This window comes from Amycolatopsis sp. TNS106 (assembly GCF_019330265.1).
Taxonomy (GTDB): domain Bacteria; phylum Actinomycetota; class Actinomycetes; order Mycobacteriales; family Pseudonocardiaceae; genus Amycolatopsis; species Amycolatopsis lurida.
Genome location: NZ_CP024972.1, coordinates 5,830,530 through 5,854,765 on the forward strand (window position 1 = coordinate 5,830,530; position 24,236 = coordinate 5,854,765).

A 24,236-nucleotide genomic window follows, 5' to 3' on the forward strand; every position below is an offset into this window, starting at 1 on the left:
TCAGGCCGCGCGCGCGACTTTGCCTTGGACGGCCTCGTAGTGGCCGACCAGTTCGTGGCAGACGGCGGGCCAAGTGCGGCCCAGCACGACCTTGCGCGCCTTCTCCCCCAGCCTGGCGCGCAGCGCTTCGTCGCGCAGGTCGTTCACCTTGTCCACCAGCGCCGTCGCGAAGCCGGCCCGGTCGGCGGGCAGCAGATATCCCGTGCGGCCGGGCAGGACCAGATCCTTCGGACCGCCCGCGTTCGGCGCCAGCACCGGCAGCCCGGACGCCATCGCTTCCTGGATGGCCTGGCAGAACGTCTCGTGCGGTCCTGTGTGGACGAAGACGTCGAGGCTCGCGTACGCGGCGGAGAGCTCTTCGCCGTACCGGGCGCCGAGGAATGCCGCACCCGGGATCCGTTCGCGCAGCATCGGCAACTCCGGACCGTCACCGACGACGACCACGCGGATCCCGTCGACCCCGGCTAGCGCGGTCAGCCGCTCGACCTCCTTCTCGGGCGCGAGCCTGCCGACGAAACCGACCAGCAGTTCGCCGTTCGGCGCCAGCTCGGCGCGCAACGCGGGGTCGGCGTGGGCCGGCGAGAACCGCTCGATGTCGACGCCGCGCGCCCAGCGATGCACCCGAGGGATGCCGTGCAGTTTCAGCTGTTCCACCGAATCCGTCGACGGTGCGAGCGTGCGGTCGGCCCGCGAGTGCAGGCGGCGCACCCAGCGCCAGGCCGCGCGGGCGGCGATACCGAAGCCGTACGCGGCGGCGAAACCGGCGATGTCGGTCTGGTACACCGCGACACACGGCACCCGCAGCCGTCTGGCCGCGGCGAGCCCGCGGGCGCCGACCACGAACGGCGACGCCAGATGCACCACGTCCGGTCCGAAGTCGGCCAGCGCGGTGAGCACCGTCCTGGTCGGCACGCCGACCGGAAGAGAGTTCACGCCGGGGAAGTCGAGGGCGGGAATGCGCACGACCGGGGCGCCGAGGTACTCGACGGGACCCGGCCCCGGGGCGATGATCAGCACGTCGTGCGCGCGGTCGCGGAGGTGTTCCACGACGCGGAGCACGGAGTTGGTCACGCCGTTCACCTGGGGCAGGAAACTTTCGGTGACTATCGCGACTCGCACGCGGATCACTGTCGCATCCGGTTGTGACGCCCACCCCAACAAAAGCGGAACAGACGACATGTCATCTCAAGGTCGTGTTCCGTAAACCAGGCTCGGCCACACTAGTCAGGCATGACCCTCCTGTCCTCAAGGCCGCCTCAGCCCGTCGAGCCGGGGCTGGTGTCGAGGGCCCTCGAAGTGGCCGGGCGGCTGGCCAACGACGCGACCGACGTGATCACCGCGACCGCGGGCCGGGGCGCCCAACCCGATCCGAAGGACTCGCCCTTCGACTGGGTCACCGACACCGACCGCATCCTCGAACGCCACACCCGGCGGGTGCTGACCGCGGAATTCCCCGGTATCCCCGTGGTCGGCGGCGAATTCGGTGCCGATCATGGTGCCGACGTCGCCGAATACCGCTGGGTGGTCGACCCGGTCGACGGCACCGCGAACTACGTCGCCGGTGTCCCCTGGTGCGCGTACAGCCTCGCCCTGATCGACGCTTCGGGCCCGGTGGTGGGCGTGGTGGCGGACCCGTACCGCGCCCAGATCTACGCCGCCGCGCGCGGCCGCGGCGCGCGGGCGAACGGCAAACCGATCACGCTCACCGACCGCTGCGGGACCGCCGGGGCGATCGTCTGCACGGAACTCACGCGCAAGGGTGTCTGGCCGGGGATGGGCCAGTTCATCGAACGGGCCGCCGCCGCGCACGCCGGGGTCCGGGTGCTCGGCTCGGCGGCGCTGGCGATCGCGCAGGTCGCCTTGGGCCACGCGGCCGCGGCGGTGCTGCACAGCTACCGCGAATGGGACGTCGCCGGATCGGTCGCGCTGGCCATCGAGGCGGGCGCCGTGGTGCTGGACCGGCACGGGGAGGACACCGCGCTGCCGGTCGACGCCCTGCTCGTGGCGGCCCCCGGCGTGGCCGACGAGGTCCTGGGCTGGTGGCAGGAGTCAGTGGGCTGAGTTACGTCTCTGAGCACGCGAGTTGCGCCTCCAATCACGCGAGTTCGCCGCTCAATCACGTGAGTTCGCCGCCTGATCACGCGTGTCGTCCGTCGGATCACGCGAGTGCGCCGTCTGATCACACGTGTTCGCCGGTTCCGCACGGCAAGCTCGCGCGACCGAGCACGGGACTCACGTGATCAGAGGCGTAACTCGCGTGATCGGGGACGTAACTCGCGTGATTAGAGGCGTAACTCACGTGATCAGACGGACGACACGCGTGTCTGGATGGACGACTCGGCGAGCGAGTGCCGGTGAGCCAGCCGTTGCCGCCGGATCCACCACAGCAGCGGGCCGGCGATCAGCCAGGTGAAGAAGATCATGCTGCCCAGCGGCAGCAGCGTGTTCGCCGCCGAGCGGCCGGCCACCCGCGCGAGTTCCGGGTCGCCGACGTCGTACTCGATGTTCACCAGCTGCCCGGCGGCCAGCCCGGCCGGGTAGAGCACGCCGTTGGCCGGGCTGTGCATGATGCCGTCGGGGGTCGCGTAGTTGATGATCGTGCGGTCGAAGGCCACCGACTCGACCTGCGCGGTCGCCTGCCCGAGCTGCGCTTCGATCGCGCTGTCGTTGCGGATGGCGGCGAACAGCAAGGAGACGCCGAGCACGGTGACGAGTGAGGCGACAACGAGGGCGGCATACCACCCGATGCGCCTCACCCGCTCCGTTTTGGCCGTCACGCCGCGAGCGTAGCGCTACCCGTCAGTGGGCGTGTCGCTCGGCGAGGAATTCATGGGTCGCCTTGATCTGCGGGTACGACTTCGGTGCGACAGGCGCCACAGCGGACCGCTGAGCCGCGGCGGGCACACCGTTCGGGCCCACGGTGGGCTTGCCCTTCGTGTACAGCCACGTCCGGAACAGGTCGTACAGCGGCTTGCCCGAGATCTTCTCGGCCAGCGCGATGAACTCCGGGATCACCGCCGACTTGGCCTTCTTCACCTGCTGCCAGGTCTGCAGGATCCGGAAGAACGTGTCGTCACCCACGGCCTTGCGCAACGCGTGCACCGCGAGCGCGCCGCGGTCGTAGACGGCCGCGTCGAACTGGTTGTCCGCGCCCGGATCAGCGGGCAGGACCTGCCAGAACGGGTCCTCGGCGGGCACCGAGTCGTAGATGTACTGGGCGAGCTCGTCGGCCGTGCCCTCGCCGCTCTCCTCCGACCACAGGAACTCGCCGTAGGAGGCGAAACCCTCGTTCAGCCAGATCTCACTCCACTTGCCGAGCGTGACGCTGTCGCCGAACCACTGATGCGCCTGCTCGTGCGCCACGATCGAGGTGTTGGAGCCGGACCGGAAGGCCCTGGCGCCGTACACCGGCCGCGTCTGGTTCTCCAGCGCGAAGGTGATGCCGGTGGTGACGACGCCGCCCTGCGCCTCGAACGGGTACGGCCCGAACTTCGAGGCGAGGAATTCGGTGATCTCCGGCGTCCGCTCGATGCTGGCCTTGGCCGCGCCGAGCGATTCGCCGAGGTCGGCACCGTACGCGGTGATGAACGGCTTGCCGTCCGGCGTGGTCTGCTCGTTCACCTCGAACTTGCCGACCTCCAGTGACGTGAGGTACGTCGCCTGCGGTTTGGTGCTGCGCCAGTTCCAGCGCGTCCAGCCCGGCCGCTGCACCGTCTTGCGCACGAGCGTGCCGTTAGACAGCGCGGCGACGTCGTTCGGGACCTCGACCGAGACGTCGTAGGTGGCCAGGTCGGTCGGGTGGTCGTTGGACGGGAACCACCAGGCCGCGCTCTGCGGCTCGTCGACGGCCAGCGCGCCGTCCGGGGTCTTCTTCCAGGCGGTGAAACCGTCGATCTTCACCTTCGACGGCGTGTCCGCGTAGGCGACGACGACGGTCGCCGTCTGGCCCTTCTTCAGCGGCGAGACCGGCGTGACGGTCAGCTCACCGGTGCCGTCGGTCGACGTCGCGAACTTCGCGGGCCGGTTGTTGACCCGGACGCCCGACACCTTCAGCCCGAAGTCGAGGTTGAACGCCGAGAGGTCCTGCGTCGCGGTGAGCAGGATCGTCGTGGCGCCGGACAGCAGGTCGGTGGACGGCTGGTAGGTCAGCCGGAGGTCGTAGTGGGCGACGTCGTAGCCGCCGTTCCCGGCGTGCGGGTAGTACGGGTCGCCGATGCCGATCGAGCCGGGTGCGGGGGCGGCCGCCGCGGAGCCGGCGAGCAGCACCGAGACGACACCCGCGGTCAATCCGGCGAAGCCGGCGCGAGTCTTCAAGCGCATTGCGAATCCTCCCAGGATTTGTCAGCGCGCTCGAACGTAGCCAGACGATCAACGCGGAGACACGTCCGAAGGAGGGGTTCCCAGCGACTGGACTGAGATCAAAATCGGCTAGACGGCCCGCACGGCCGACGACACCGCTGTACGGAGGCGCGCGTGCAGCTCGCGGTGGCGCGTTCGGTCCACGCGGACCTCCACCACCCGCAACCCCGGCGCGGGTTTGAGCGCCGCACGGAATTCGGTGAGCGTCTCGGCGACGACGTGCGGCACGCGGTAACCGGCGCACAGGGCACCGAGGTCGGCGCCGTGCGGCGTGCCGAAGACGCGCTCGAAGCTGGCGTTGTGCTCGGGCGCGCCCTGCTCCAGCAGCGAGAAGATGCCGCCGCCGTCGTCGTTGAGCACCACGATCGTCAGGTCGGGGCGCTGTTCGGCGGGCCCGGTCAGCAGGCCGCTCGCGTCGTGCAGGAACGTCAGGTCGCCGAGCAGGGCGTACGAATGTCCCCTGTGGACGGTCGCGGCGCCGATCGCGGTCGACACCATGCCGTCGATGCCGGCGACGCCGCGGTTGCGGTGCACGAGGACGTCGGGCCGCAGCCGTCCGGCGAGGGCGACGTCACGGGTCGGGTTGGACGAGCCGACGACCAGCAGCGACCCCTCCGGGACCGCGTCGACCAGCTCGGTCGCCAGGCGCAGCCCGCTCGGCCACGGCTCGTCGGCCAGCGCTTCGGTGACCGCCCCCGCCGCCGCCTTGTCCGCGCGCTGCCAGCTCGCCAGCCACTCCGGATCGGCCGGTTTGGTCGGCTCGTCGAACCACTGGCCGACCTGGCGGACGTTGTGCGCGGGCGCGGGCCAGTCCGAATCGGGCCGGACCAGCAGCACCTCGACGTCCGGATCGGACAGCACCCGCTGGACCTGCCGGAACACCGTCGGACGCCCGATGCACAGGACCTGTTCGGGTTTGTGCCGCGAGATGAATTCCTCGACGCCGAGCAGCCACGCGCCGGACGAGATCGCCGTCGCGCCCGCCATCCCGATGCCGCCGGTCTCGGAGACGACCGGCCAGCCGTGCAGCTCGGCCCATTCGCTGGCCGCCTGCACGCCGGTGTCGCACGCGATCACCAGGCCGTGGCGCGCCGAGGGCACCACGAAAGAGGGAAGCGCGCCGAAGTCCGGCAGCTCCGTCCAGCGAGCGCCGTCGGGACGCCCTTCAAGTGACTCGTACCACTCGCCGGCCTTGTCACCGTCGTCGATATCGGGCACGAGCGGCTCGCGGAACGGGATGTTCAGGTGCACCGGGCCGCAGCGCCACTCGCCGTACGCGGCGTTCCAGGCTCGGCAGATCTGACCTCGCCAGTACGAGTTCTGCCCGGCACGGCGTTCGGCGACGGCGAGCTCGTCGAAGTAGCGGACGGCGTTGCCGTAGAGCTGGTGCTGGTCGATGACCTGGCTCGCACCGGCGGCCCGCATCTCGGGCGGGCGGTCGGCGGTCAGCACGATCAGCGGGACACCCGCGCGGTCCGCCTCCAGCACGGCGGGGTGGAAGTTCGCGGCCGCGGTGCCCGAGGTGCACAGCACGGCCACGGGGCGGCCGGTGCGCGCGGCGATGCCGAGGGCGAGGAAGCCGGCGCCGCGTTCGTCGATGCGGACGTGCAACTGGAGGCGCCCGGCGGCCGCCGCGTCGTACAGCGCGATCGACAGCGGGGCGTTGCGTGAGCCCGGGCAGAGGACGACGTGCGAGACGGTGTTGCGGACGAGTTCGTCGACGATGACCCTGGCCTGCGCGGTGGAAGGATTCACCGGCAGACCTCGGGTTTCACACTACGACTCACGGCCACACGTCCTATTCTCCCAAACGTGGATGACGCCCAGGTTTCCGAGCTGTTCGACCCCGCCTTGTGGACGGAAGTCGACGGTTTCGACTTCACCGACATCACCTATCACCGCTCCTCTGAGAGCCGCTCAGGCAAACGTGTCGTACGTGTCGCGTTCGACCGTCCCGAGGTCCGCAACGCCTTCCGCCCGCACACCGTCGACGAGCTCTACCGCGCGCTCGACCACGCGCGGATGAGCTCGGACGTCGGCTGCGTCCTGCTCACCGGCAACGGCCCGTCGCCGAAGGACGGCGGCTGGGCGTTCTGCTCCGGTGGTGACCAGCGTATTCGCGGACGCTCCGGCTATCAGTACGCGGACGGGGAGACCTCGGACACGATCGATCCGGCCAGGGCCGGACGGCTGCACATCCTCGAGGTCCAGCGGCTGATCAGGTTCATGCCGAAGGTGGTCATCGCGGTCGTCCCGGGGTGGGCGGCGGGCGGCGGGCATTCGCTTCACGTGGTGTGCGACCTCACGCTCGCCTCGGCCGAGCACGCGCGGTTCAAGCAGACCGACGCCGACGTCGGCTCCTTCGACGGCGGCTACGGCTCGGCGTACCTGGCCAAGCAGGTCGGGCAGAAGTTCGCGCGGGAGATCTTCTTCCTCGGCCGCGAGTACACCGCCGAGCAGATGCAGGCGATGGGCGCGGTGAACTCCGCCGTCCCGCACGCGCAGCTCGAGGCCGAGGCGCTGGACTGGGCGTGGGCGATCAACGGCAAGTCGCCGACCGCGCAGCGGATGCTGAAGTACGCGTTCAACCTCACCGACGACGGTCTGGTCGGCCAGCAGCTCTTCGCCGGCGAAACCACCCGGCTGGCGTACATGCAGGACGAGGCCGTCGAAGGCCGCGACTCCTTCCTGGAGAAGCGTTCCCCCGACTGGTCGGCCTTCCCGTACTACTACTGACCCTTTTCGACCAGGCGAAAAGGCCTGGAGCAGGGCATTCGGCGGCTCTTAGGTTCTCGTTGCAACCCAAACCCGACTCGATCGAGGGGGAACAACGATGAAGAAGTCACTCCGAAGGACTGCTCTGGCGCTGCCGGGCGTCGTCGCGGCGGGGCTGCTCGGCGTCGGCGGGGTCGCCGACGCGGCACCCGCGGACCCCGTGCAGACCTTGAGCTGCAGCCACGGGCACTCGAACAAGGACAGCGGCGAAGGCCGGACGAAGCAGAGGATGCGCTACCGCTCCGGCCCGCACACCAGCTGCTCCTCGTACGGCTGGGTCGCCGGGGGCACGCTGATCTACTACCACTGCTACACGTGGGGCCAGACCATCGGCGAGGGGAGCGAAGCCAAGTCGTCGTGGACCTGGGGCCGGATCGCGGGCACGCAGAAGCAAGGCTGGTTCTCCGACTACTACCTCAGCGACGGCGGTGCGCTGAAGGAGTGCTGAGCCGAGTGTCCTTTCGGCGTTAGCCTGGCGGGATGCGTGCGGTAGGGGTGGACGGAAGTCCCGAGTCGATCACCGAACTGACCTCGGCACTGGCCGAGGCGCTCGGCGGCGGCCCGGCCGTCCTCCCCTACTCGTCGGAGCCTCTGCGGGACGCGATGGAGCCGACGCGCGCGGCCGAGCCCGGGACGGCGGTGATCATCGCCACCTCCGGGTCCACCGGTGAGCCGAAGGGGGTCCTGCTGTCGGCATCGGCGCTCACCGCGTCGGCTCATGCCACGCACAAGCGGCTCGGCGGCCAGGGGCACTGGCTGCTCGCGACCCCGGCGCACTACATCGGCGGACTCCAGGTGCTGGTGCGTTCACTGCTGGCCGGGACGACGCCGTCCGTACTGCACGCATCCGGTTTCCGGCCGGACGACTTCGCCGAAGCCGCCGCGCCGCTGCTGTCCCTGGACGGCCCGCGCTACACCGCGCTCGTGCCGACCCAGCTCGGACGACTGCTCGACGCGGGCGGCCCCGGGCTGGCGGCGGCCCGCGCGTTCGACGCGATCATTCTCGGCGCCGCGGCGACGACAGCGGATCTTCGCGAGCGCGCCGCCGAAGCGGGAGTGAAGATCGTGCCCGCGTACGGCATGAGCGAGACCGCGAGCGGCTGCGTCTACGACGGCGTACCGCTGGACGGAGTACACGTCGATCTGGAAGACGAGCGGGTCTGTATCACGGGTGACGTCCTCGCGCACGGCTACCGGCTGCGACCCGACCTGACCGCGGAGGCCTTCGTGAACGGCCGGTTCCGCACTTCCGACCGCGGCCGGCGGTCGGCCGACGGGCGGTTGGAGATCCTCGGCCGGATCGACGACATGATCAACACCGGCGGGGTGAAGGTGGCCGCCGCGACCGTCGAACGGATCTTGACCGCACAGCCCGGAATCCGGGACGCCTGCGTGGTCGGAGTACCCGACCCCGAGTGGGGCGAAGCGGTCGTCGCACTCGTCGTCGGCGCTGGTTGCGACGTCGATTCGCTGCGTGCCGCGTGCCGCGAAGAGGCCGGCGCGGCCGCCGCTCCGAAGCGGGTCGAATTCGCCGAAGAACTGCCGTTGCGAGGCCCCGGGAAGGTCGACAGGACGGCCGTCAGGAATCTCCTACGAAGGTCGTGAATTCCCCACCGATTACCGGGACTTTGTTGACACGGTCATTACCCGCGGGTTTACGTCTAGGTATGACGCGCTGGACACGCACCGTATTGGCCTGCACCGCCGTCACGATGGGACTGGTCGCTTTGGCCGGACCCGCGCTGGCGGACGAACCGGAGACCGCCGTTCCGAACAGCGGCACGCTCACCTGGACTCTGGAAGACGCGATCGACGATCTCAAGTAGCGCGACTCGTCACCTGCTCGGGACGCCTCGAGCAGGTGACGAGCCCCGCATACCGGCCGGTAGTGCCCAGGGCCAGAATGGCGGCATGGCGACTGCTGGTGAATGGATCGAAGGGGCGCGCCCGCGGACGCTGCCCAACGCGGTGGCGCCGGTGGTCGCCGGAGTCGGCGCGGCGATCGCGCTCGACGGCTTCTCCTGGTCCCGCTCCGTTCTCGCGCTGCTCGTCTCGCTGGCGCTCATCGTCGGTGTCAACTACGCCAACGACTATTCCGACGGCATCCGCGGCACCGACGAGAACCGCGTCGGCCCGCTGCGCTTGGTCGGCTCCGGAGTCGCGAAACCGAAGGCCGTCCTGGCGGCCGCTCTCGTGGCTCTCGGGCTCGCCGGAGTGCTCGGGCTCGTGCTCGTCGCGATCAGCGGCCTGTGGTGGCTGCTGGCGATGGGCGCGGTCTGCATCCTCGGCGCCTGGTTCTACACCGGTGGCAAGAAGCCTTACGGCTACTACGGTTTCGGCGAGATCGCGGTCTTCGTCTTCTTCGGGCTGGCCGGGGTGCTCGGCACCGTGTACGTCCAAGCCGGACAGCTCAGCTGGACCGCGCTCGGCTGCGCGGTCGCCGTCGGCTCGTTCTCGACCGGTGTGCTGACCGCCAACAACCTCCGCGACATCCCGACCGACATCGAGTCCGGCAAGCGCACGCTCGCCACCCGGCTCGGTGACCAGGGCACGCGGCGGCTCTACCTCGTGCTGGTCGCGGTCCCGTACGTCGTGAGCGTGCTGCTCGCCTTCGTGACGCCGTGGGCGCTGCTGGGCCTGCTGACCGCGCCGCTGCTGCTGAAGTCGGTCAAGGCCGTCGGCGGCGGAGCGCAGGGGCGGGCGCTGATCCCGGCGCTGCGGGACACCGGTTTCGCGATGCTGGGGTGGGCGGTGCTGACCGCGGTCGCGCTCGCGCTGTGAGCCCGTCACTGGACCTTTGATGCGGGACTGTGTGGATTTCGGGGCGTTGGACGACCCGAAATCCACACGGTGCGGCACGAATGGTCCGGTCACGCACCTTCCGGCTCGGATCGGCGCCGGACCGCGCTCGGGGATGAACGGACCGTTCATGCCTTGAGTTTTTCGCTTCGGGCCACTACCCGTTGTGCTCCGGAAACGGGGCGGTCACCAGATGCGGCCCTAGCGGTAGCAAAGGTCCCTTGCTCTTTTGGTGATCCGGCGAACTTGAGGTAGACGCCCCCCGCGACGTCGCGAAAGCCACTTTCGGGACATCAGACGTCGCGAAAGTGGCTTTCGCGACGCCCGCCGGACCGCGCTCGGGGATGAACGGACCGTTCAGGCCTTGAGGCAGGCCGCCCGAGCCGATGTTGCGAGAGCGGCGCGGACGGCCCCAGGTGCAACGCCGGTCTCAGGCCTCCGGGGCAAGCTTTCCGCTCACCAGGAACTCCCGGTACTTCTCCAGGTAAGGCGCGATGTCGATGTTCTTCTCCGCCAGCCACGCATCGTCGTAGTACGTGTTGGCGTACCGCTCCCCGCCGTCGCACAGCAGCGTGACGATACTGCCGGCCTGGCCTTCCGAGACCATCCGCGAGATCAGCGTGAACGCGCCGAAGAGGTTCGTCCCGGTCGAGCCGCCGGCCCAGTGACCGGTCCGCTCGCGCAGCACGCGGATGGCCGCCAGCGAGGCGGCGTCCGGCACCTGGAACATCTCGTCGATCACGCCGGGCACGAACGACGGCTCGACGCGCGGCCGCCCGATTCCCTCGATCCGCGAAGGCATACCGGTGCTGTAGTCGAGCGCCCCGGTCTGCCAGGCGCCGAAGAACGACGAGTTCTCCGGGTCGACGACGGCGATCTTCGTGGTGTGCCGCTTGTAGCGCACGTAGCGGCCGAAGGTCGCGCTCGTGCCACCGGTCCCGGCGCCGACCACGATCCACGTCGGCACGGGATGCCGTTCGGACTGCATCTGCGCGTACACCGATTCGGCGATGTTGTTGTTCCCGCGCCAGTCCGTCGCGCGCTCCGCGTAGGTGAACTGGTCGAGGTAATGGCCGTTGCACTCCGAAGCGAGCCGTTCGGCCTCCGGGTACATGTCCGGCGCGCGGTCGACGTAGTGGCATTCGCCGCCGTAGAACTCGATGAGCGCGATCTTCTCCGGCGAGGTGCTGCGCGGCACCACGGTGATGAAGCGCAGCCCGAGCATCCGCGCGAAGTACGCCTCCGACACCGCCGTCGAGCCGCTGGAGGCCTCGACGAGCACGGTGTCCGGCCCGATCTGGCCGTTCACCAGGCCGTACAGGAACAGCGAACGCGCGAGCCGGTGTTTGAGCGAGCCGGTCGGGTGGACGGATTCGTCCTTCAGGTACAGGTCCACGCCCCATTCCGGGGGCAGCGGGAAGACGTGGAGGTGCGTGTCGGCGCTGCGGTTCGCGTCGGCCTCGATGATGCGGACGGCTTCGCGGACCCAGCTGCGGCTCTGCAGGAGGCTCACGCCGCGCCGTCCACCCGGTCGCCGCGCAGCTGCGAGCGCAGTTCGGCACGGGCGCGAGCACGCTTTTCGTTGCGGCGGGCGAGCCCGGCGGTCACGCGCGCGTTCAGCGGGCGGAACAGCAGCAGGCCCAGCGGCAGCCCCACGACCAGGCCGATCAGCAACGCGACCAGCAGCGGGACGTTGACCAGCAGCAAGCCGCCTGCGATGACCCCGACCAGGAGGAACCTGGCCAGCACGTACAGCGTCAGGTCACGGGGCAGGTGATTATCGCTCACACCATGGCAGGCTACGCGCTGCCGTTGCGGCCCTCGTCCAGGCCCGCGTTGTTGGGGCGCCCTTCGAAGCGGGTGGAGAGCACGACGGTGGTGTTCGTGCGGCCGACACCGGGGATCCGCCGCAGCCTGCCGAGGGTCCGCTCCAGATCGTCGACGGTGGCCACCCGCACCTTCACGACGAAGGCTTCGTCGCCCGCGACGGCATAGCAGCTCTCGACCTCGTCCAGTGCCCCGAGCGCCTCGGCGACGTCGTCCTCGGTCGCGGTGTCGGTGGGATGGATGCCGACCAGCGCCGTCACCCCGAGTCCGACCGTGTTCGGGTCGACCATGGCGTGGTAGCCGGTGATCACGCCGGCGGCCTCGAGTTTGCCGACCCGCTCGTGCACTGATGAAGCCGAGAGCCCGACAGACCGGCCGAGGTCGGCGTAGGTAGCCCGCCCGTTCTCCCGTAATGCCGCGATGATCTTCCGATCCACCTGGTCCACCGCTACACCTTAGGTGCCACGGCCCGATTCGCGTGATCAGGGCGCGTTTTCGTACATCCGTGACAAGACCACGGGTCCGATGGGCGCATGTCGCGGTTGTCGGTTTTGACCTTTAAGGGCTCTTTACTGTTGGACAACCGTTCGAGTACCTGACGGGTGAGATGCAACGATTGCCGTGTTGGCTACCCGGCACGACGGGCACAGGGCCCGCCTCCGGTTTAGCACTGGAACCGTGAAGGAGGCGGAAAATGACCGCGACCATGGGCGGCAGGTTGCTCACCCCCGGCGAAGTGGCGGCTCTGTTCCGGGTCGACCCCAAGACCGTGACCCGCTGGGCGACCGCGGGCCGGATCGGCTCGATCCGCACTCCCGGCGGGCACCGCCGGTTCCGCGAGGCCGAAGTGAACGAACTCCTCGCCGAGCTCACCACCGACGCCAGCGAGCCCGCTCGCAAGGTCTGAGCAGGCGTTTCCCGCAAAAAGGACTCCAGTGACGAAGGGCTCGTAACCGCCCTTCGTCACATTGGGGTATCCATGAGTCCCCCCGCGCGCGGCAAAGGGGCTAGCCTCGTGGGACTGAGGAACGTCCTCCACGCGGAAGGGACCGAGCATGATCTATCTGCTCGCGGCCATCGGAGCGCTCACCGTCGCCGTGGTGTTGTGGCGCGCGTTCGGGATCGAGCGCGTCGGGGTGCCCTCGTCGCGACCGACGCTGGCCCCGGACGACGACCCCGACTTCCTGCGCAAGCTCGGTGAGCAGCAGCGCAAAGGTAAAGACGAGGACAAAGAGTAAAGAGCGGGACTAGGGCTGGATCTGCTGGTACTGCTGGCCGCCGAAGCCGTCGGCGACGGTGGCGGCCAGTTCCAGCAACGCCAGCCGGGTGTCCGCGTCGAGCCGGTCCAGCTCGATCTCGGCGCCCTCTTCCAGATGCGGGTCGAACGGGATCCGGCACACCGAACGGACGCGCGCGCCGAAGTGCGCGGAGAGCTTGTCCAGATCGACGGAGCCACCCTTCGGCCGCACCGAGTTGATCACCGCGACGGACCGTTTGACCAGGTCACCGTAGCCGTGCGCCTCCAGCCAATCGAGCGTCGCCGACGCACTGCGCGCCCCGTCGACGGAACCTGAAGACACCACCACCAGCGCGTCCGCGACGTCAAGGACGCCCTTCATCGCCGAGTGCATCAACCCGGTCCCGCAGTCGGTGAGCACGATGTTGTAGAAGTGCTCCAGCAGGTTGACCGTGCGCCGGTAGTCGTCCTCGGAGAAGGCTTCCGAAACCGCCGGATCCTGCTCGCTGGCGAGGATCTCCAGCCGGCTCCCACCCTGCGAGGTGTACGAACGGACGTCGCTGTACCTGGTGATCTTGTCCGCGTCCCGCAGGAGGTGCCGGACGGTCGCGGTGGTCTCGATCGGGATCTTCTGCGACAGCGTCCCGCGGTCCGGGTTCGCGTCGACGGCGACGACCCGGTCACCGCGCAGCGACGCGAACGTCGAGCCCAGCGTGGTCGTCGTGGTGGTCTTGCCGACGCCGCCCTTGAGGCTCAGCATCGCGATCTTGTAGCACCCGCGCAGCGGCTGGTTGATCTGCGCGATCAGTTCGCGCTTGCGCGTGTCCTTGGGGCTCTCGCCCGGATTGACGAGCTTGCCGGTGCCCACGTAGAGGGCCTTGCGCCAGCCAGACTGCGGCTTGCGCTTCTGCGGCTTCACCAGGCTTGCGGTGGCGAGTTCGTCCGGGAGCGCGTGCCTGCCCTGCGGCTGCGGCAGCCCCGGGACCGCCTGCTGCGACTGCGCGTACTGCTGCTGCGGCGGGTACTGGGCGGCCTGCTGCGGCGGCGCCTGCTGGGGCTGCTGAGGGTGCAGCGGGGGCAGGTTCTGGTCGTAGGGCTGCTGATACTGCCCTTGCGATGGCTGCGGCAGCGGCGGCTGCTGGGGAGCGGGCTGCTGCGGGTACTGGGCCTGCTGCGGCGGGTATTGCGGCTGCACGACCTGGGTCGGCTCGGCCTCGAAACCCCCCGCGGTCGGATGCGGTGCCGAGTCGGTCCGGTCCTCGGAGAACAACTCCGAGGGCTGGACGCTCTCGGTCGGTTCGGGGTGGCCAGGAGCCGATTCTTCGCTGGGTCCGGTCACCGCTGAATTCCTCCTCCGCGCACGTCTACCCCCATACCTCAGTATTGACGGTAGTCGTCGCGCGCGCAGAGGCGGCGGTCAGCCCCCGGCGTAGGAGTGCAGACCCGACGTCACCAGGTTCACGAAGAACATATTGAAGATCGTCGCGGAGAACCCGACGATGTTGATGATCGCGGCCCGCTTCCCGCGCCAGCCCGCGGTGGCACGGGAGTGGAGGTACGCCGCGTAGACGACCCACGCCACGAAGGCGACGGTCTCCTTGGGGTCCCAGCCCCAGAACCGGCCCCACGCAGCCTCCGCCCACACGGCGCCGCAAAGCACGCCGAAGGTGAAGATCGGGAAGGCGAAGATGGTGGTGCGGTAGGCGATGCGGTCGAGCACGTCCGCGGCGGGCAGCTTCGGGCCGAACTTGGCGAACTTCGCCGGGTTGTCGTCGTGGGCGGCGCGGAAAAGGTAAAGGACGCTCGCGACACCCGGCACCAGGAAGACACCCGAGCCGATGATCGCCGCGGAAACGTGGATGATCAGCCAGTACGACTGGAGCGCGGGCTGGACCGGCGCGGCCGTCGTGTACAGCATCGTGCCGTTGACGAACATCAGGATCACGACCGGCAGCAGCAGGAAGCCGGTGAGATGGCGGACCGGGAACTTCCGCATGATGACGAGCCAGGTCACGACGGCGATGAAGGTCGTGGCCATGCCGTATTCGTAGAGGTTCCCCCACGGCGCGCGGTGCACGGCGAGCCCGCGCAGCACGATCGCGGCCAGGTGCAGCAGCGCGGCCAGCACCAGCAGCGCGGCGCCCATGCGGCCGATGCGCTCGGGGCGGCCGACCTCGCGCGGGGACTCGACCGGCGTCCCGTAAGCCGGGGGGCCACCCGCGCCGACCAGTTCGCGAGAGCGCTGCATGCTGCGTTCCGCCGCGAGCCTGCCCTTCGCGCCGAAGCCCTGCTCGATGAGGGCGAACATCAGCGCGAGGACGTAGATCGCCGCCGCGGTGGTGTAGGAGTAGTCGCTGTACTGGGACAGCGTCTCGTTGATCGGCATGACCTCTAGTTGCCTCTCTGCCCCTGGAGCAGCTTGTCGCTGATCCGCTGGAACTCTTCGCCGTAGCCCGCCTGATCGGTGCGCGCCAGCCCGGCGACCTCGATCACGGTACCCGTCTCACCTTCGCGCGCCGGGGTCACCCGGACCCACACCCGGCGCCGTTTGACCAGCAGCGATCCCGCCAGCCCGATCAGCATCGCGACCGCGCAGACCAGCACCCAGCCCTGCACCGGGTCGTGCGAGACCTGGATGGCGACCCATTCCTGGACGCCGTCGAAGCGGACCTTCGTGCCGTCGTCCAGCACGGTCTCCTGGCCCTGGTCCAGGTTCTGCCGCGTGAGCTTCTTGAGCCTGCCGTCCTCGACGAGCGACTGGTCGATCTGGAAGATCGACTGCCCGCGGCCGGCGTCGAGGCCGAGGTCGCCGCGGTAGATGTCGACGGCCACGGCAGGCTTTTTCGCCTCGGGCCGCGACGACGTGAGCACGTTGCCGTGCATGAACGCGGTCGGCGCGAGCAGGCCGGTGATCGCGAGCTGGCGGGTGCGGCGTTCGATCGGGTCGGTGATCCCCGGCTGGTCGATCTTCGTCGCGCCTTCGGAGAGCTTCGTCGGCTCGTCGGCGGGACGCCACGGAGTGATGTTGGTCCGCACGGTGCCGTCGGGGAAGGTCACCGTGAACTTCGGGGAGTAGCCGAAGTTCAGCAGGTAGACGCGGTCCCCCGCGGTGCGCAGCGGCGAGTTGACCTCGAGTCCGTACGGCTTCCACGCGCCGGTCCGCAGGTCCTCGCCGGACTGGTACTCCATGTTGGAGTGGTAGTAGTTCGCCTGGCCGTTCTCGGTGTAGCGAGCCTCGAAGTCCTTGAGGCGGATGCAGAACGCGTTGAGGTCGGTGCCGTCGACGCGCAGCCCGGCGTTGAAGGTGTCGTAGCCGAGGATCCCGGAGTTGCACCACGGGCTGCCGTCGGCCTGGACGATGACCTGGCCTTCGTAGCCGAACAGCTTGCCCAGCGCGAAGAAGATGATCAGGCCGAGCATGCCGAAGTGGAAGACGAGGTTGCCGGTCTCGCGGAGGTACCCGCGTTCGGCGGAGATGCTCCGGCTTCCGTCGGCTTCTTCGCGCTCGACACGACGCCAGCCCTTGAGCAGCGTGTGCGTGTCTTTCAGGACCGTCTCGGGGGTCCGGTCGGTCGTGGTGGACACGTGATGCGGCATCCGCGACAGCTTGCGCGGCGTGAGCACCGGCTTCGCGCGCATCGCCTTCGCGTACTCGAAGCTGCGCGGCGCGAGACAGCCGATGAGCGACACCATCAGCAGGATGTAGATCGCCGAGAACCAGACGCTGCCGTAGACCTCGAAGAACTGCAGGCGGTCGAGCAGTTCGCCCCACCAGCCGTGCGCGGCGATGTACTCGTCGGTCTTGGCGACGTTGAGGTTCCGCTGCGGCAGCAGCGCGCCGGGCATCGCGGCGAGCGCCAGCAGGAACAGCAGCACCAGCGCGGTGCGCATCGACGTCAGTCCGCGCCAGGTGTTGCGCAGGAAGGCGAAGACGCGCTTGAGCGCCGTCGGGCGGTATCGAGTGGTCACAAGGGCAGCCTGATGTCGTTCACGAGGGTGTTCCGGATCCAGCCGGTCAGATCGCCCCACAGTCCGGTCACCAGCAGGACGCCGACGACCAGCAGCAGGACACCGCCGAAGACCTGCACCTGACGGCCGTGGCGGCGCAGCCAGTCGGTGGCGCGGACGGCCCAGCGGGCGCCGAACGCGATGATGAGGAATGGCAGACCGAGGCCGAGGCAATAGACCAGGATCAGCACGTACCCGCGCGCTGCCGCCCCGCCGGTGGCGCTGGCCATCGACATGACCGCGGACAGCGTCGGCCCGATGCACGGCGTCCAGCCGAGCCCGAAGACCGCGCCGAGCACCGGCGCGCCCCAGAGCCCACCGCGCGGAACGTGGTGCGAGCGGAACTCTCGCTGCAGGCCCGGGATCCAGCCGAGGAAGACCAGCGCCATCGCGATGGTCAGCACGCCGCCGAGGCGCTGGAGGAGATCCATGTTGAGCTGGACGACGTCGGCGATCCACACCAGCGTCCCCAGCGTCACCACGAAGACGACGGTGAACCCGAGCACGAACAGCGCCGCCGCGCCGACGACGGCGTAGCGGCCCTTCTTGCGCCCCTCGTCGGGGCTGACCGCGGGGGCGTCCGCGCCGACCAGCGCCGCCAGGTACGCGAGGTACCCGGGCACCAGCGGCACGACGCACGGCGACGCGAAGGAGATCGTCCCGGCCAGCAGCGCCACGCCCGCCGCGAGCAGCAGCGGCCCTGAGAGCGCCAGCTCGGTAACACCGTTCACGCAAAGGAGCGTAGGCAGTGTGGTCGAGGTGAAAACGCCGGGGCTGACCCAACGGGACCTACGTCGCACCCGGTCAGGACCTTGGTCCCGTCCCCTTCATCGCGTTTCGTCCTCTGAATGCGGTAGTTGCACGCGCAAGGAACGCATTCAGAGGACGAAACGCGTGTTGGCGGAGACGCGACTTGACCCACGATATTCCGGCGCCGTTGATCACGTGCGAGGCGTGAACGCAGTCGCTGTGTCTGATGGTGCGTATGGGGCGTACATGGCGATCACCAAGTCCGTGAAGGCCTCCTTGAGGGACTCTGGGTCCCTCAAGGAGGCCTTCACGGCACAGCAGTTCAGCCCACGGCCAGCGCGGATCGCGTTCAGCGGGCTAAACGCGATCCGGGCGTGGGGTCAGGCGGGTTCGGCGGCCAGGCGTTCGACGACGGGCAGCAGGTCCGAAGCCAGCAGTTCCCGCAGGAACACCGCCGCGACGCGATGCTGTTTGTCCAGCACGATCGTCGACGGGATGATGTTGCGCGGGTAGCCGGAAAGCTGCAGCAGCGTCCGCCCCGACGGGTCGTAGATCGACGGGTACGTCAGCTTCCGGTCCCGCATGAAGTCCTGCGGCGGCTTCCGGTCGTTGTCGCGCAGATCGATGCCGATCACCTCGACGCCGGACGCCTTGGTCCGGTCGTAGACCTTCTGCATCTCCGGCGCCTCGACGCGGCACGGCCCGCACCACTGGCCCCACAGGTTCAGCACGATGACCTTGCCGGGGAAGTCCGCGATCGAAAGCTGCTTGCCCTCGTTCATCAGGTCGTCGCCGGACAGCGTCGGCGACGGCTGGCGGTCCGCGACGTCGTAGGTGATGTCGACCTTCCCGCCCGGCGACACGAAGTTGAACGAACCGCCGGTGACGACGGCGTCCTTGCCGGTGGTGCAGCCGGTGACGACGAGCGCCAGCCCGACGACGGCCGCCACGAGTCGCTTCATGCGCCGGTCACCTTCGGATCGGTCGTGCCGGCGGGCTCGCTGTAGACGATCCGCACCAGTTCTTCGCCCTCGAAGATCAGGCTGGTCAACGACGCCAGCGAGCACTGCCGGTTGCGCGGGTCGTGCCAGAGCCGCTTCGCCTCCAGGAACCGCCGGACGGTCCAGATCGGCAGCTGGTGCGAGACGCACAGCGCCTCGTGGCCCTCGGCCGCCCGGCGCGCGCGGTGGATCGCGCCGAGCATGCGGTGCGCGATCTCGACGTACGGCTCGCCCCACGACGGCCGGAACGGGTTGACCAGCTTCGGCCAGTGCTTCGGCTGGCGAAGGGCGCCATCGCCGACGGCGACCCGCTCGCCTTCGAACTGGTTGTCCGCCTCGATGAGCCGATCGTCGGTGTCGACGTCGAGCCGGTGCGCGGCGGCGATCGGCGCCGCGGTCTCCTGCGCGCGCTGAAGCGGCGAAGCGACGACGTAGGTGATGTCGTGCGTCGCGACGGCTTCGGCGACCGTCAGCGCCTGGCGCTGTCCGCGGTCGGAGAGCTTGAAACCGGGCAGACGGCCGTACAGGATCCCGTCCGGGTTGTGCACCTCGCCGTGGCGGAGCAGGTGCACGATCGTCGTCTCGCTCACGCCTGGACCGCCTCGGCGGCGGCGCGGGCGGCGACGCGCAACGCGGACTCGATGATCTCGAACTCGGTGTCGCCCATGGCCGCGTTGACGAACCACGCCTCGTACGCGCTCGGCGGCGCGTACACGCCGTTGTCCAGCAGCGCGTGGAAGAACGCCGGGAACCGCCAGGTCTCCGAGGCCTGCGCGCCCGGGTAGTTCGTCACCGGGTGCTCGCTGAAGAACACGCTGACCAGGTTGCCCGCGTACTGCACGGTGTGCGTGACCCCCGCCTCGGTGAGCGACCGGTCGAACAGGTCGCCGAGCCGCTTCGCGTTGGCGTCGAGAGCCGCGTACACGGCGTCGTCGGCCGCGCGCAGCGTCGCGAGCCCGGCGGCGACGGCGACGGGGTTCCCCGACAGCGTCCCCGCCTGGTACACCGGCCCGCCCGGGGCCAGCTTCGCCATCACGTCGGCGCGGCCGCCGAAGGCCGCGGCAGGCAGCCCACCCGACATCACCTTGCCGAACGTGTACAGGTCACCGGCGACGCCTTCGAGGCCGAACCAGCCCGCCTTCGAGACGCGGAACCCGGTCATCACCTCGTCCATGATCAGCAGCGCTCCGTGCTCGCGCGCGATCTCCTTGAGGCCGGCGTTGAACCCGTCGGCCGGGGCGACGGCGCCCATGTTGCCGGCGGCGGCTTCGGTGATGATCGCGGCGATCGCGTCCGGGTTGTCCGCAAAGGACTTCCGGACCGCGTCGAGGTCGTTGTAGGGCAGGACGATCGTGTCGGCCGCCTGCGCGCCGGTGACACCGGGCGACGTCGGGAGGCCGAGGGTCGCGACGCCGGAACCCGCTTCGGCGAGCAACGCGTCGACGTGACCGTGGTAGCAGCCCGCGAACTTGATGATCTTCGCCCGCCCGGTGAACCCCCTGGCCAGCCGGATGGCGCTCATCGTCGCCTCGGTGCCCGAGTTGACCAGGCGCACCTGCTCCACCGGCTCGACGCGGCCGATGATCTCTTCGGCGAGTTCGACCTCGCCGCGCGTCGGGGTGCCGAAAGACAGGCCGTCGACAGCGGCTTCGCGCGCGGCCGAGACGACGTCCGGATGCGCGTGCCCGAGGATCATCGGGCCCCACGAGGAGACCAGATCGACATAGCGGTTGCCGTCGGCGTCCCAGAGATACGGCCCCTCGCCGCGCACCATGAACCGCGGGGTGCCGCCGACGGAGTTGAAGGCCCGCACCGGGGAGTTCACCCCGCCCGGGACCACGGCCTTCGCTCGTTCGAACCATGCCTTGGACTGATCGACTCCGGTAGTCACTTCCCCAGTCTCGCAAATCACGGAGGACACCCGCCGCCGAGTCCTCGCGGTTCCGGGCCCGGCGTGACCAGGCCCACTAGGGTGGGAGCACTCCCGTCGAAACCCTCGCGGAGGAATCAACGTGTCCACGGTGCCGTCACCACCGACCCACCACCGTCGCCTGCGCTGGCAGGCCTTGGCCGGGTTCATCGCCATGGCGGCGATCGTGGGGATCGTGGCCGGGCTGGCGGTCGCCACCCGCTCCGAAACGCACAACGCGCTGGCCCGTCCGTCGTGGGCGCCGCCGGGCTGGCTCTACGGCCCGATGTGGTCGGTCCTGCTGCTCCTGGTCGCCTTCGCGGGCTGGTTCTACTGGCGTACCGACGGCGAAACGCGCGGCTTCGCCTTCTACGGCGTCTGCCTGCTGCTGACCCTGCTGTGGACGCCGCTGTTCTTCGCCGGCGGCGCGCACGTCCTGGCGCTGGCCGACGTCGTCGTACTGGACTTCGTCGTGCCCATCACGATGGCGGAGTTCGGCCGCCGGTCGAAACTCGCGGCCTGGCTGCTCGTGCCGTACCTGCTGTGGCTGCTGTTCTCGACCGCGGTCAACGCCGCGGTCGTGTGGCTCAACTGAGCTTCGGCTCCTTGGGTTTGCGGCCCTTGGCCCGGACGGCGAGCAGGAACTGGCGGATCGCGTCCACCACCAGGATCGCGGCCAGCACACCAAGCCCGATGGCACCCGCGAGCGGGCCGCCGAAGTAGCGCTGCGATTCGAGCGTCGTCGTTTCGCCGTAGGTGATCACGACCGGGACGACACCGGCCTTCCAGCACGCGAAGGAACCCCACACCGCGAGCGCGGCGAGGATCAGTTCGACCGCCCCCACCACGGCGCGCAGGGGTTTGTGCAGCCGGGCTTCTCGCCGGGAGTCCTCCGGTGGCCAGAGATCGGCGCCGGTCGGCTGGGGAAGGTCGATCACGGTGAGCAGTTTCTCATGACTCTGTGGTGCGGGCACGCACCAAATCCCCGAGAGCCTCGCGAAGGGCGTCCGGATCCTTGGCCCAGGCGCGGACGAAAACGCCGTCGTCGAGCTTCAAGCCGACTTCGCCGTACTTCTTGGGGATCGTCCAGCCTCCGCCGAGGACCCGTGAGCCGACCGGGGCCTCGTCTTCGAGCACCTCGGCGATCCGGGCCGCCTCCAGCGTTTCCCGGCCCTGCCGGTAGCCGTCCGCGGTGACTTCGAGCGAGAGGTACCGGCGACGCGCGTACACCCAGGGCACGGTGATCGCCACCAGCCCCACCGCGACCAGGATCCAGGCGAGCCAGTGGACCGGGCCGCCCGTCGCCAGTTCCGCGAGCAGCCCGGCGAGGGCGAACAGCGGCGCCCACAGCAAAGCCGTCCAGCCGACGCCGGGTTCGTCGTAGAGGGACGGCTCGGCGGTCATGGCAGCGTGCGCCCGACCTTCGGGAAATGGTCGGAGACGCTGGGCAGGTACATGAGCACCAGCGCGATCGCGACCAGCAAGGTGGACACCAGGAGGAACACGTTGAGCGAACCGCGCAGGATCAGCAGTTCCACCAGGACCAGGAAGACCGCGCCCACGGTGAGGACCGTCCTGGCCGATCGCGTTCCTTCACGGGCCTTGTACGCGAACAGTGCGAACAGGACCGCGAAGGTGAGCGCGCCGGCGAACAGCATCCACAACAGGGTGTTCACGCCGGAAGCGACCTGCGCCGGATCGGCGGGCTGGCCGGGAACCGGGTTCTCCCTGATCTGCTTGAGGATGCCCTCGGTCAGTTCGTCCTTCAGCACCAGCAGGGCGATCTGCCCGGCCACGAGGACGACACCGGCGAGGATCCACAGCCAGAACGAGATCGCGACCGGCTTCGGCACCGTGATCTTCGGTGGTTTCTGACCGGGCAGGATCGGATCCGGTGACATCCCCCGCTTGCGGCGCTCGTCGTCCGTCTCGTCGGCTGTGCTGTCGCTCACGCGAGGCAGCCTACGTGGTTCCGCAGGCCAGAGCGTTGCCACCCGGGTAGCTTGTGCGCGAATCGACTCGAACACTGGGGATCTCACGATGACCACACCGAGCCAGTCCAATGGGCCCTGGCAAGGGCAGCGACAGCCCTGGCCACAGCAGGGATACGGCTATTCGCAGCCGCCACAGCAGCAGTACCCGGGTGGTTGGCACCAGGCGCCCCCGCCACCACCCGGGAAGTCCAGGAAGTTCCTCTTCTGGCTGATTCCGCTCATCGTGGTGGTCGTCGCCGCGGCCGTCGTGCTCCCGATCGCGCTGACGACCGGGGAAAAGCCTCGGGAGCAAGCCGCCCAGCCGCCGAGCACTTCGGCACCGGCGGCCGAGAAAGTGAAATGGCGGCTGTCCGGACTGGAGGGAGACGTCCCCGAGTACAAGCAGGGCGTCACGACCTGGCTGTACGAAGACACCCTCGTAGTCGTTCGCGACAAGTACGTCGCCGCGTTCACCAGGGCGAACGGTGAGCGGCGCTGGCTCACCGAGGTGCCGGACGGGAAGCGGGCGTGCGGTGCCTCCGTGGAACCGGTCGACGGGAAGATCGCCTTCGCCTACGGCGAGGAAAAGACCTGTGACAACGCCGCCCTCATCGACCTGAAGGACGGGAAGCTCGGCTGGCAGCAGCCGATGGATGTGCCTCAGAAGCTCAAGGGCGACCGCCCGCCCAAGTCCGCGATCCTGCAGGTCGCCGGTGACGCCGTCTTCGTCACGCAAGGCGAGGGAATGGCCGCGCTCGACCTCGCCACCGGCGCCCCGAAGTGGGCGAAGACCCATACGCGCGAACCCGATCGAGCCGACGATCCGACCTGCGCCGGGCAGGACGCCGTGCCCAGGGACGGCAAGATCGTCGTCGCGATGACCTGCCTCACCGGGGACTACGGCCTGAGCATGCTGCGGGTCGACGCGTCGACCGGGAACATCGAGGTGGCGGAGCACCAGCCGAAGGAGAGCAGTTCGCTCGGCAACGTCGGGATCATCTCGGCGAAACCCTTCCTGGTCTACGGCAAGACCACCGACACGGGCACGTACTTCCGCTTCGGGGACGACCTGAAGCTCGAGTCGAAGATCGACGGTGGCGACCCGTTCACGCCGGACGGTCTCACCGGCGCCGACGGCCAGGGCTTCGACAGCGACGCGTCCGGCACCGAACACCTCGTCAGCCCGGCCCTGGTCTCCGAAGAAGTGCTCTACACCATCACGATGCCCCAGGCGGGGACGGTGAACGCGCTGGTCGCGGTCGAGCTGAAGACCGGGCAGCGCAAGTGGTCGGCGAAGGTTCCCGAGGGCACCGTGATGGCTCCGCTCGCGATCGAGGAAGGCCAAGTGATCACCGAGGTCGCGCCCGTCACGCGGACCGGACCACAGCGAGTGGTCAAGGTCGCCGTCGCGGACGGAACGGTGACGCCGATGGTCGAAGCGCCGATCGAGAACGCCGACAACGACAAGAACGGGCCGATCTCCGGCCTCTACCGCTATCTCTGGGCGGATGGCCGCGTTTACGCCGTATCAGGCCGTTTCCCGAAGTTCAGCCTGGACATCTACACCGTCGAACCTTAGATCCCACCGAAACGACCGG

General features: G+C 69.2%; 27 protein-coding genes. 10 read left to right on the forward strand and 17 right to left on the reverse strand.

Translation table 11 applies throughout. The features are described from left to right. Nucleotides 1–1,119: a glycosyltransferase family 1 protein gene (locus tag CVV72_RS26400; protein WP_219146231.1), complete on the reverse strand. Its 1,119-nt coding sequence runs from the start codon at nucleotides 1,117–1,119 to the stop codon at nucleotides 1–3. 111 nt (nucleotides 1,120–1,230) lie between these two features. Between CVV72_RS26400 and CVV72_RS26405 the strand changes: the two genes are divergently transcribed. After that, complete coding sequence (locus CVV72_RS26405; RefSeq protein WP_034310664.1) at nucleotides 1,231–2,061, forward strand: inositol monophosphatase; 831 nt, start codon at nucleotides 1,231–1,233, stop codon at nucleotides 2,059–2,061. A gap of 242 nt (nucleotides 2,062–2,303) precedes the next feature. Here the strand turns inward: CVV72_RS26405 and CVV72_RS26410 are convergent, their stop codons facing one another. From CVV72_RS26410 to menD, 3 genes are all read right to left on the reverse strand, one after another. Further along, complete coding sequence (locus tag CVV72_RS26410) at nucleotides 2,304–2,777, reverse strand: DUF3592 domain-containing protein (protein WP_219146232.1); 474 nt, start codon at nucleotides 2,775–2,777, stop codon at nucleotides 2,304–2,306. 22 nt (nucleotides 2,778–2,799) lie between these two features. Beyond that, entirely contained in the window at nucleotides 2,800–4,320 is a 1,521-nt protein-coding gene (locus tag CVV72_RS26415) for a M1 family metallopeptidase (protein WP_219146233.1), read from the reverse strand. 108 nt (nucleotides 4,321–4,428) lie between these two features. Beyond that, nucleotides 4,429–6,114: a 2-succinyl-5-enolpyruvyl-6-hydroxy-3-cyclohexene-1-carboxylic-acid synthase gene (gene menD / locus CVV72_RS26420; RefSeq protein ID WP_219146234.1), complete on the reverse strand. Its 1,686-nt coding sequence runs from the start codon at nucleotides 6,112–6,114 to the stop codon at nucleotides 4,429–4,431. Nucleotides 6,115–6,171: 57 nt separating this feature from the next. On the opposite strand from menD, the gene CVV72_RS26425 reads away from it, so the two are divergent. From CVV72_RS26425 to CVV72_RS26445, 5 genes are all read left to right on the forward strand, one after another. After that, nucleotides 6,172–7,095, forward strand: coding sequence for a 1,4-dihydroxy-2-naphthoyl-CoA synthase (locus CVV72_RS26425; RefSeq protein WP_219146235.1), 924 nt, complete (start codon nucleotides 6,172–6,174; stop codon nucleotides 7,093–7,095). A 97-nt stretch (nucleotides 7,096–7,192) separates the two neighbouring features. Further along, complete coding sequence (locus tag CVV72_RS26430; protein WP_219146236.1) at nucleotides 7,193–7,582, forward strand: hypothetical protein; 390 nt, start codon at nucleotides 7,193–7,195, stop codon at nucleotides 7,580–7,582. 32 nt (nucleotides 7,583–7,614) lie between these two features. After that, complete coding sequence (menE, locus tag CVV72_RS26435; protein WP_219146237.1) at nucleotides 7,615–8,739, forward strand: o-succinylbenzoate--CoA ligase; 1,125 nt, start codon at nucleotides 7,615–7,617, stop codon at nucleotides 8,737–8,739. A gap of 62 nt (nucleotides 8,740–8,801) precedes the next feature. Further along, the gene (locus CVV72_RS26440) at nucleotides 8,802–8,960 is read left to right on the forward strand and encodes a hypothetical protein (protein WP_167337758.1); all 159 of its coding nucleotides are present in this window, start codon (nucleotides 8,802–8,804) and stop codon (nucleotides 8,958–8,960) included. An 85-nt stretch (nucleotides 8,961–9,045) separates the two neighbouring features. Beyond that, nucleotides 9,046–9,915, forward strand: a complete 870-nt coding sequence (locus CVV72_RS26445) for a 1,4-dihydroxy-2-naphthoate polyprenyltransferase (RefSeq protein ID WP_219146238.1) — start codon at nucleotides 9,046–9,048, stop codon at nucleotides 9,913–9,915. Nucleotides 9,916–10,363: 448 nt separating this feature from the next. On the opposite strand, the gene CVV72_RS26450 is transcribed toward CVV72_RS26445, so the two are convergent. From CVV72_RS26450 to CVV72_RS26460, 3 genes are read right to left on the reverse strand one after another with little or no spacing between them, the layout of a single operon-like run. After that, nucleotides 10,364–11,446, reverse strand: a complete 1,083-nt coding sequence (locus CVV72_RS26450) for a PLP-dependent cysteine synthase family protein (RefSeq protein ID WP_304511276.1) — start codon at nucleotides 11,444–11,446, stop codon at nucleotides 10,364–10,366. After that, complete coding sequence (locus tag CVV72_RS26455) at nucleotides 11,443–11,721, reverse strand: DUF4229 domain-containing protein (protein ID WP_007030895.1); 279 nt, start codon at nucleotides 11,719–11,721, stop codon at nucleotides 11,443–11,445. The genes CVV72_RS26450 and CVV72_RS26455 overlap by 4 nt, the downstream gene beginning before the upstream one ends. Before the next feature lie 11 nt (nucleotides 11,722–11,732). Continuing rightward, entirely contained in the window at nucleotides 11,733–12,206 is a 474-nt protein-coding gene (locus CVV72_RS26460; protein ID WP_034310644.1) for an Lrp/AsnC family transcriptional regulator, read from the reverse strand. A 248-nt stretch (nucleotides 12,207–12,454) separates the two neighbouring features. On the opposite strand from CVV72_RS26460, the gene CVV72_RS26465 reads away from it, so the two are divergent. Together CVV72_RS26465 and CVV72_RS26470 are read left to right on the forward strand one after the other, a co-directional pair. Further along, nucleotides 12,455–12,667 (forward strand): BldC family transcriptional regulator, encoded by a 213-nt coding sequence (locus CVV72_RS26465; RefSeq protein ID WP_005151795.1) that lies wholly within the window; start codon nucleotides 12,455–12,457, stop codon nucleotides 12,665–12,667. Nucleotides 12,668–12,815: 148 nt separating this feature from the next. Beyond that, nucleotides 12,816–12,998, forward strand: coding sequence for a hypothetical protein (locus CVV72_RS26470; protein WP_005151794.1), 183 nt, complete (start codon nucleotides 12,816–12,818; stop codon nucleotides 12,996–12,998). Nucleotides 12,999–13,007: 9 nt separating this feature from the next. Here the strand turns inward: CVV72_RS26470 and CVV72_RS26475 are convergent, their stop codons facing one another. From CVV72_RS26475 to hemL, 7 genes are all read right to left on the reverse strand, one after another. Then, nucleotides 13,008–14,336, reverse strand: coding sequence for a MinD/ParA family protein (locus CVV72_RS26475; protein WP_219146239.1), 1,329 nt, complete (start codon nucleotides 14,334–14,336; stop codon nucleotides 13,008–13,010). Nucleotides 14,337–14,414: 78 nt separating this feature from the next. Then, nucleotides 14,415–15,383: a c-type cytochrome biogenesis protein CcsB gene (gene ccsB / locus CVV72_RS26480; protein ID WP_219146240.1), complete on the reverse strand. Its 969-nt coding sequence runs from the start codon at nucleotides 15,381–15,383 to the stop codon at nucleotides 14,415–14,417. A gap of 5 nt (nucleotides 15,384–15,388) precedes the next feature. Next, nucleotides 15,389–16,888 carry a cytochrome c biogenesis protein ResB gene (locus tag CVV72_RS26485; protein ID WP_255632794.1) on the reverse strand — a complete coding sequence of 500 codons (1,500 nt, stop codon included), beginning with the start codon at nucleotides 16,886–16,888 and terminating at the stop codon, nucleotides 15,389–15,391. 74 nt (nucleotides 16,889–16,962) lie between these two features. Then, nucleotides 16,963–17,736 carry a cytochrome c biogenesis CcdA family protein gene (locus CVV72_RS26490; RefSeq protein ID WP_034310635.1) on the reverse strand — a complete coding sequence of 258 codons (774 nt, stop codon included), beginning with the start codon at nucleotides 17,734–17,736 and terminating at the stop codon, nucleotides 16,963–16,965. A gap of 399 nt (nucleotides 17,737–18,135) precedes the next feature. Beyond that, nucleotides 18,136–18,717, reverse strand: coding sequence for a TlpA disulfide reductase family protein (locus CVV72_RS26495; protein ID WP_034310630.1), 582 nt, complete (start codon nucleotides 18,715–18,717; stop codon nucleotides 18,136–18,138). After that, nucleotides 18,714–19,346 carry a histidine phosphatase family protein gene (locus CVV72_RS26500; RefSeq protein WP_219146242.1) on the reverse strand — a complete coding sequence of 211 codons (633 nt, stop codon included), beginning with the start codon at nucleotides 19,344–19,346 and terminating at the stop codon, nucleotides 18,714–18,716. The genes CVV72_RS26495 and CVV72_RS26500 overlap by 4 nt, the downstream gene beginning before the upstream one ends. Continuing rightward, the gene (gene hemL, locus CVV72_RS26505; RefSeq protein WP_219146243.1) at nucleotides 19,343–20,647 is read right to left on the reverse strand and encodes a glutamate-1-semialdehyde 2,1-aminomutase; all 1,305 of its coding nucleotides are present in this window, start codon (nucleotides 20,645–20,647) and stop codon (nucleotides 19,343–19,345) included. The genes CVV72_RS26500 and hemL overlap by 4 nt, the downstream gene beginning before the upstream one ends. A 121-nt stretch (nucleotides 20,648–20,768) precedes the next feature. On the opposite strand from hemL, the gene CVV72_RS26510 reads away from it, so the two are divergent. Further along, nucleotides 20,769–21,260 carry a TspO/MBR family protein gene (locus CVV72_RS26510; RefSeq protein WP_034310624.1) on the forward strand — a complete coding sequence of 164 codons (492 nt, stop codon included), beginning with the start codon at nucleotides 20,769–20,771 and terminating at the stop codon, nucleotides 21,258–21,260. On the opposite strand, the gene CVV72_RS26515 is transcribed toward CVV72_RS26510, so the two are convergent. Genes CVV72_RS26515 through CVV72_RS26525 form a run of 3 tightly spaced genes read right to left on the reverse strand, consistent with a single transcriptional unit; the run spans nucleotide 21,253 to nucleotide 22,617 of the window. Beyond that, the gene (locus CVV72_RS26515) at nucleotides 21,253–21,639 is read right to left on the reverse strand and encodes a hypothetical protein (protein WP_219146244.1); all 387 of its coding nucleotides are present in this window, start codon (nucleotides 21,637–21,639) and stop codon (nucleotides 21,253–21,255) included. The two genes, CVV72_RS26510 and CVV72_RS26515, sit on opposite strands and share 8 nt — an antisense overlap. Further along, nucleotides 21,617–22,069, reverse strand: a complete 453-nt coding sequence (locus CVV72_RS26520; protein ID WP_219146245.1) for a hypothetical protein — start codon at nucleotides 22,067–22,069, stop codon at nucleotides 21,617–21,619. Before CVV72_RS26520 ends, CVV72_RS26515 begins: the two co-directional genes overlap by 23 nt. Beyond that, nucleotides 22,066–22,617: a hypothetical protein gene (locus CVV72_RS26525; RefSeq protein WP_219146246.1), complete on the reverse strand. Its 552-nt coding sequence runs from the start codon at nucleotides 22,615–22,617 to the stop codon at nucleotides 22,066–22,068. Before CVV72_RS26525 ends, CVV72_RS26520 begins: the two co-directional genes overlap by 4 nt. An 88-nt stretch (nucleotides 22,618–22,705) precedes the next feature. Between CVV72_RS26525 and CVV72_RS26530 the strand changes: the two genes are divergently transcribed. Continuing rightward, nucleotides 22,706–24,217 (forward strand): PQQ-binding-like beta-propeller repeat protein, encoded by a 1,512-nt coding sequence (locus CVV72_RS26530; protein WP_219146247.1) that lies wholly within the window; start codon nucleotides 22,706–22,708, stop codon nucleotides 24,215–24,217. Nucleotides 24,218–24,236: the final 19 nt, after the last annotated feature.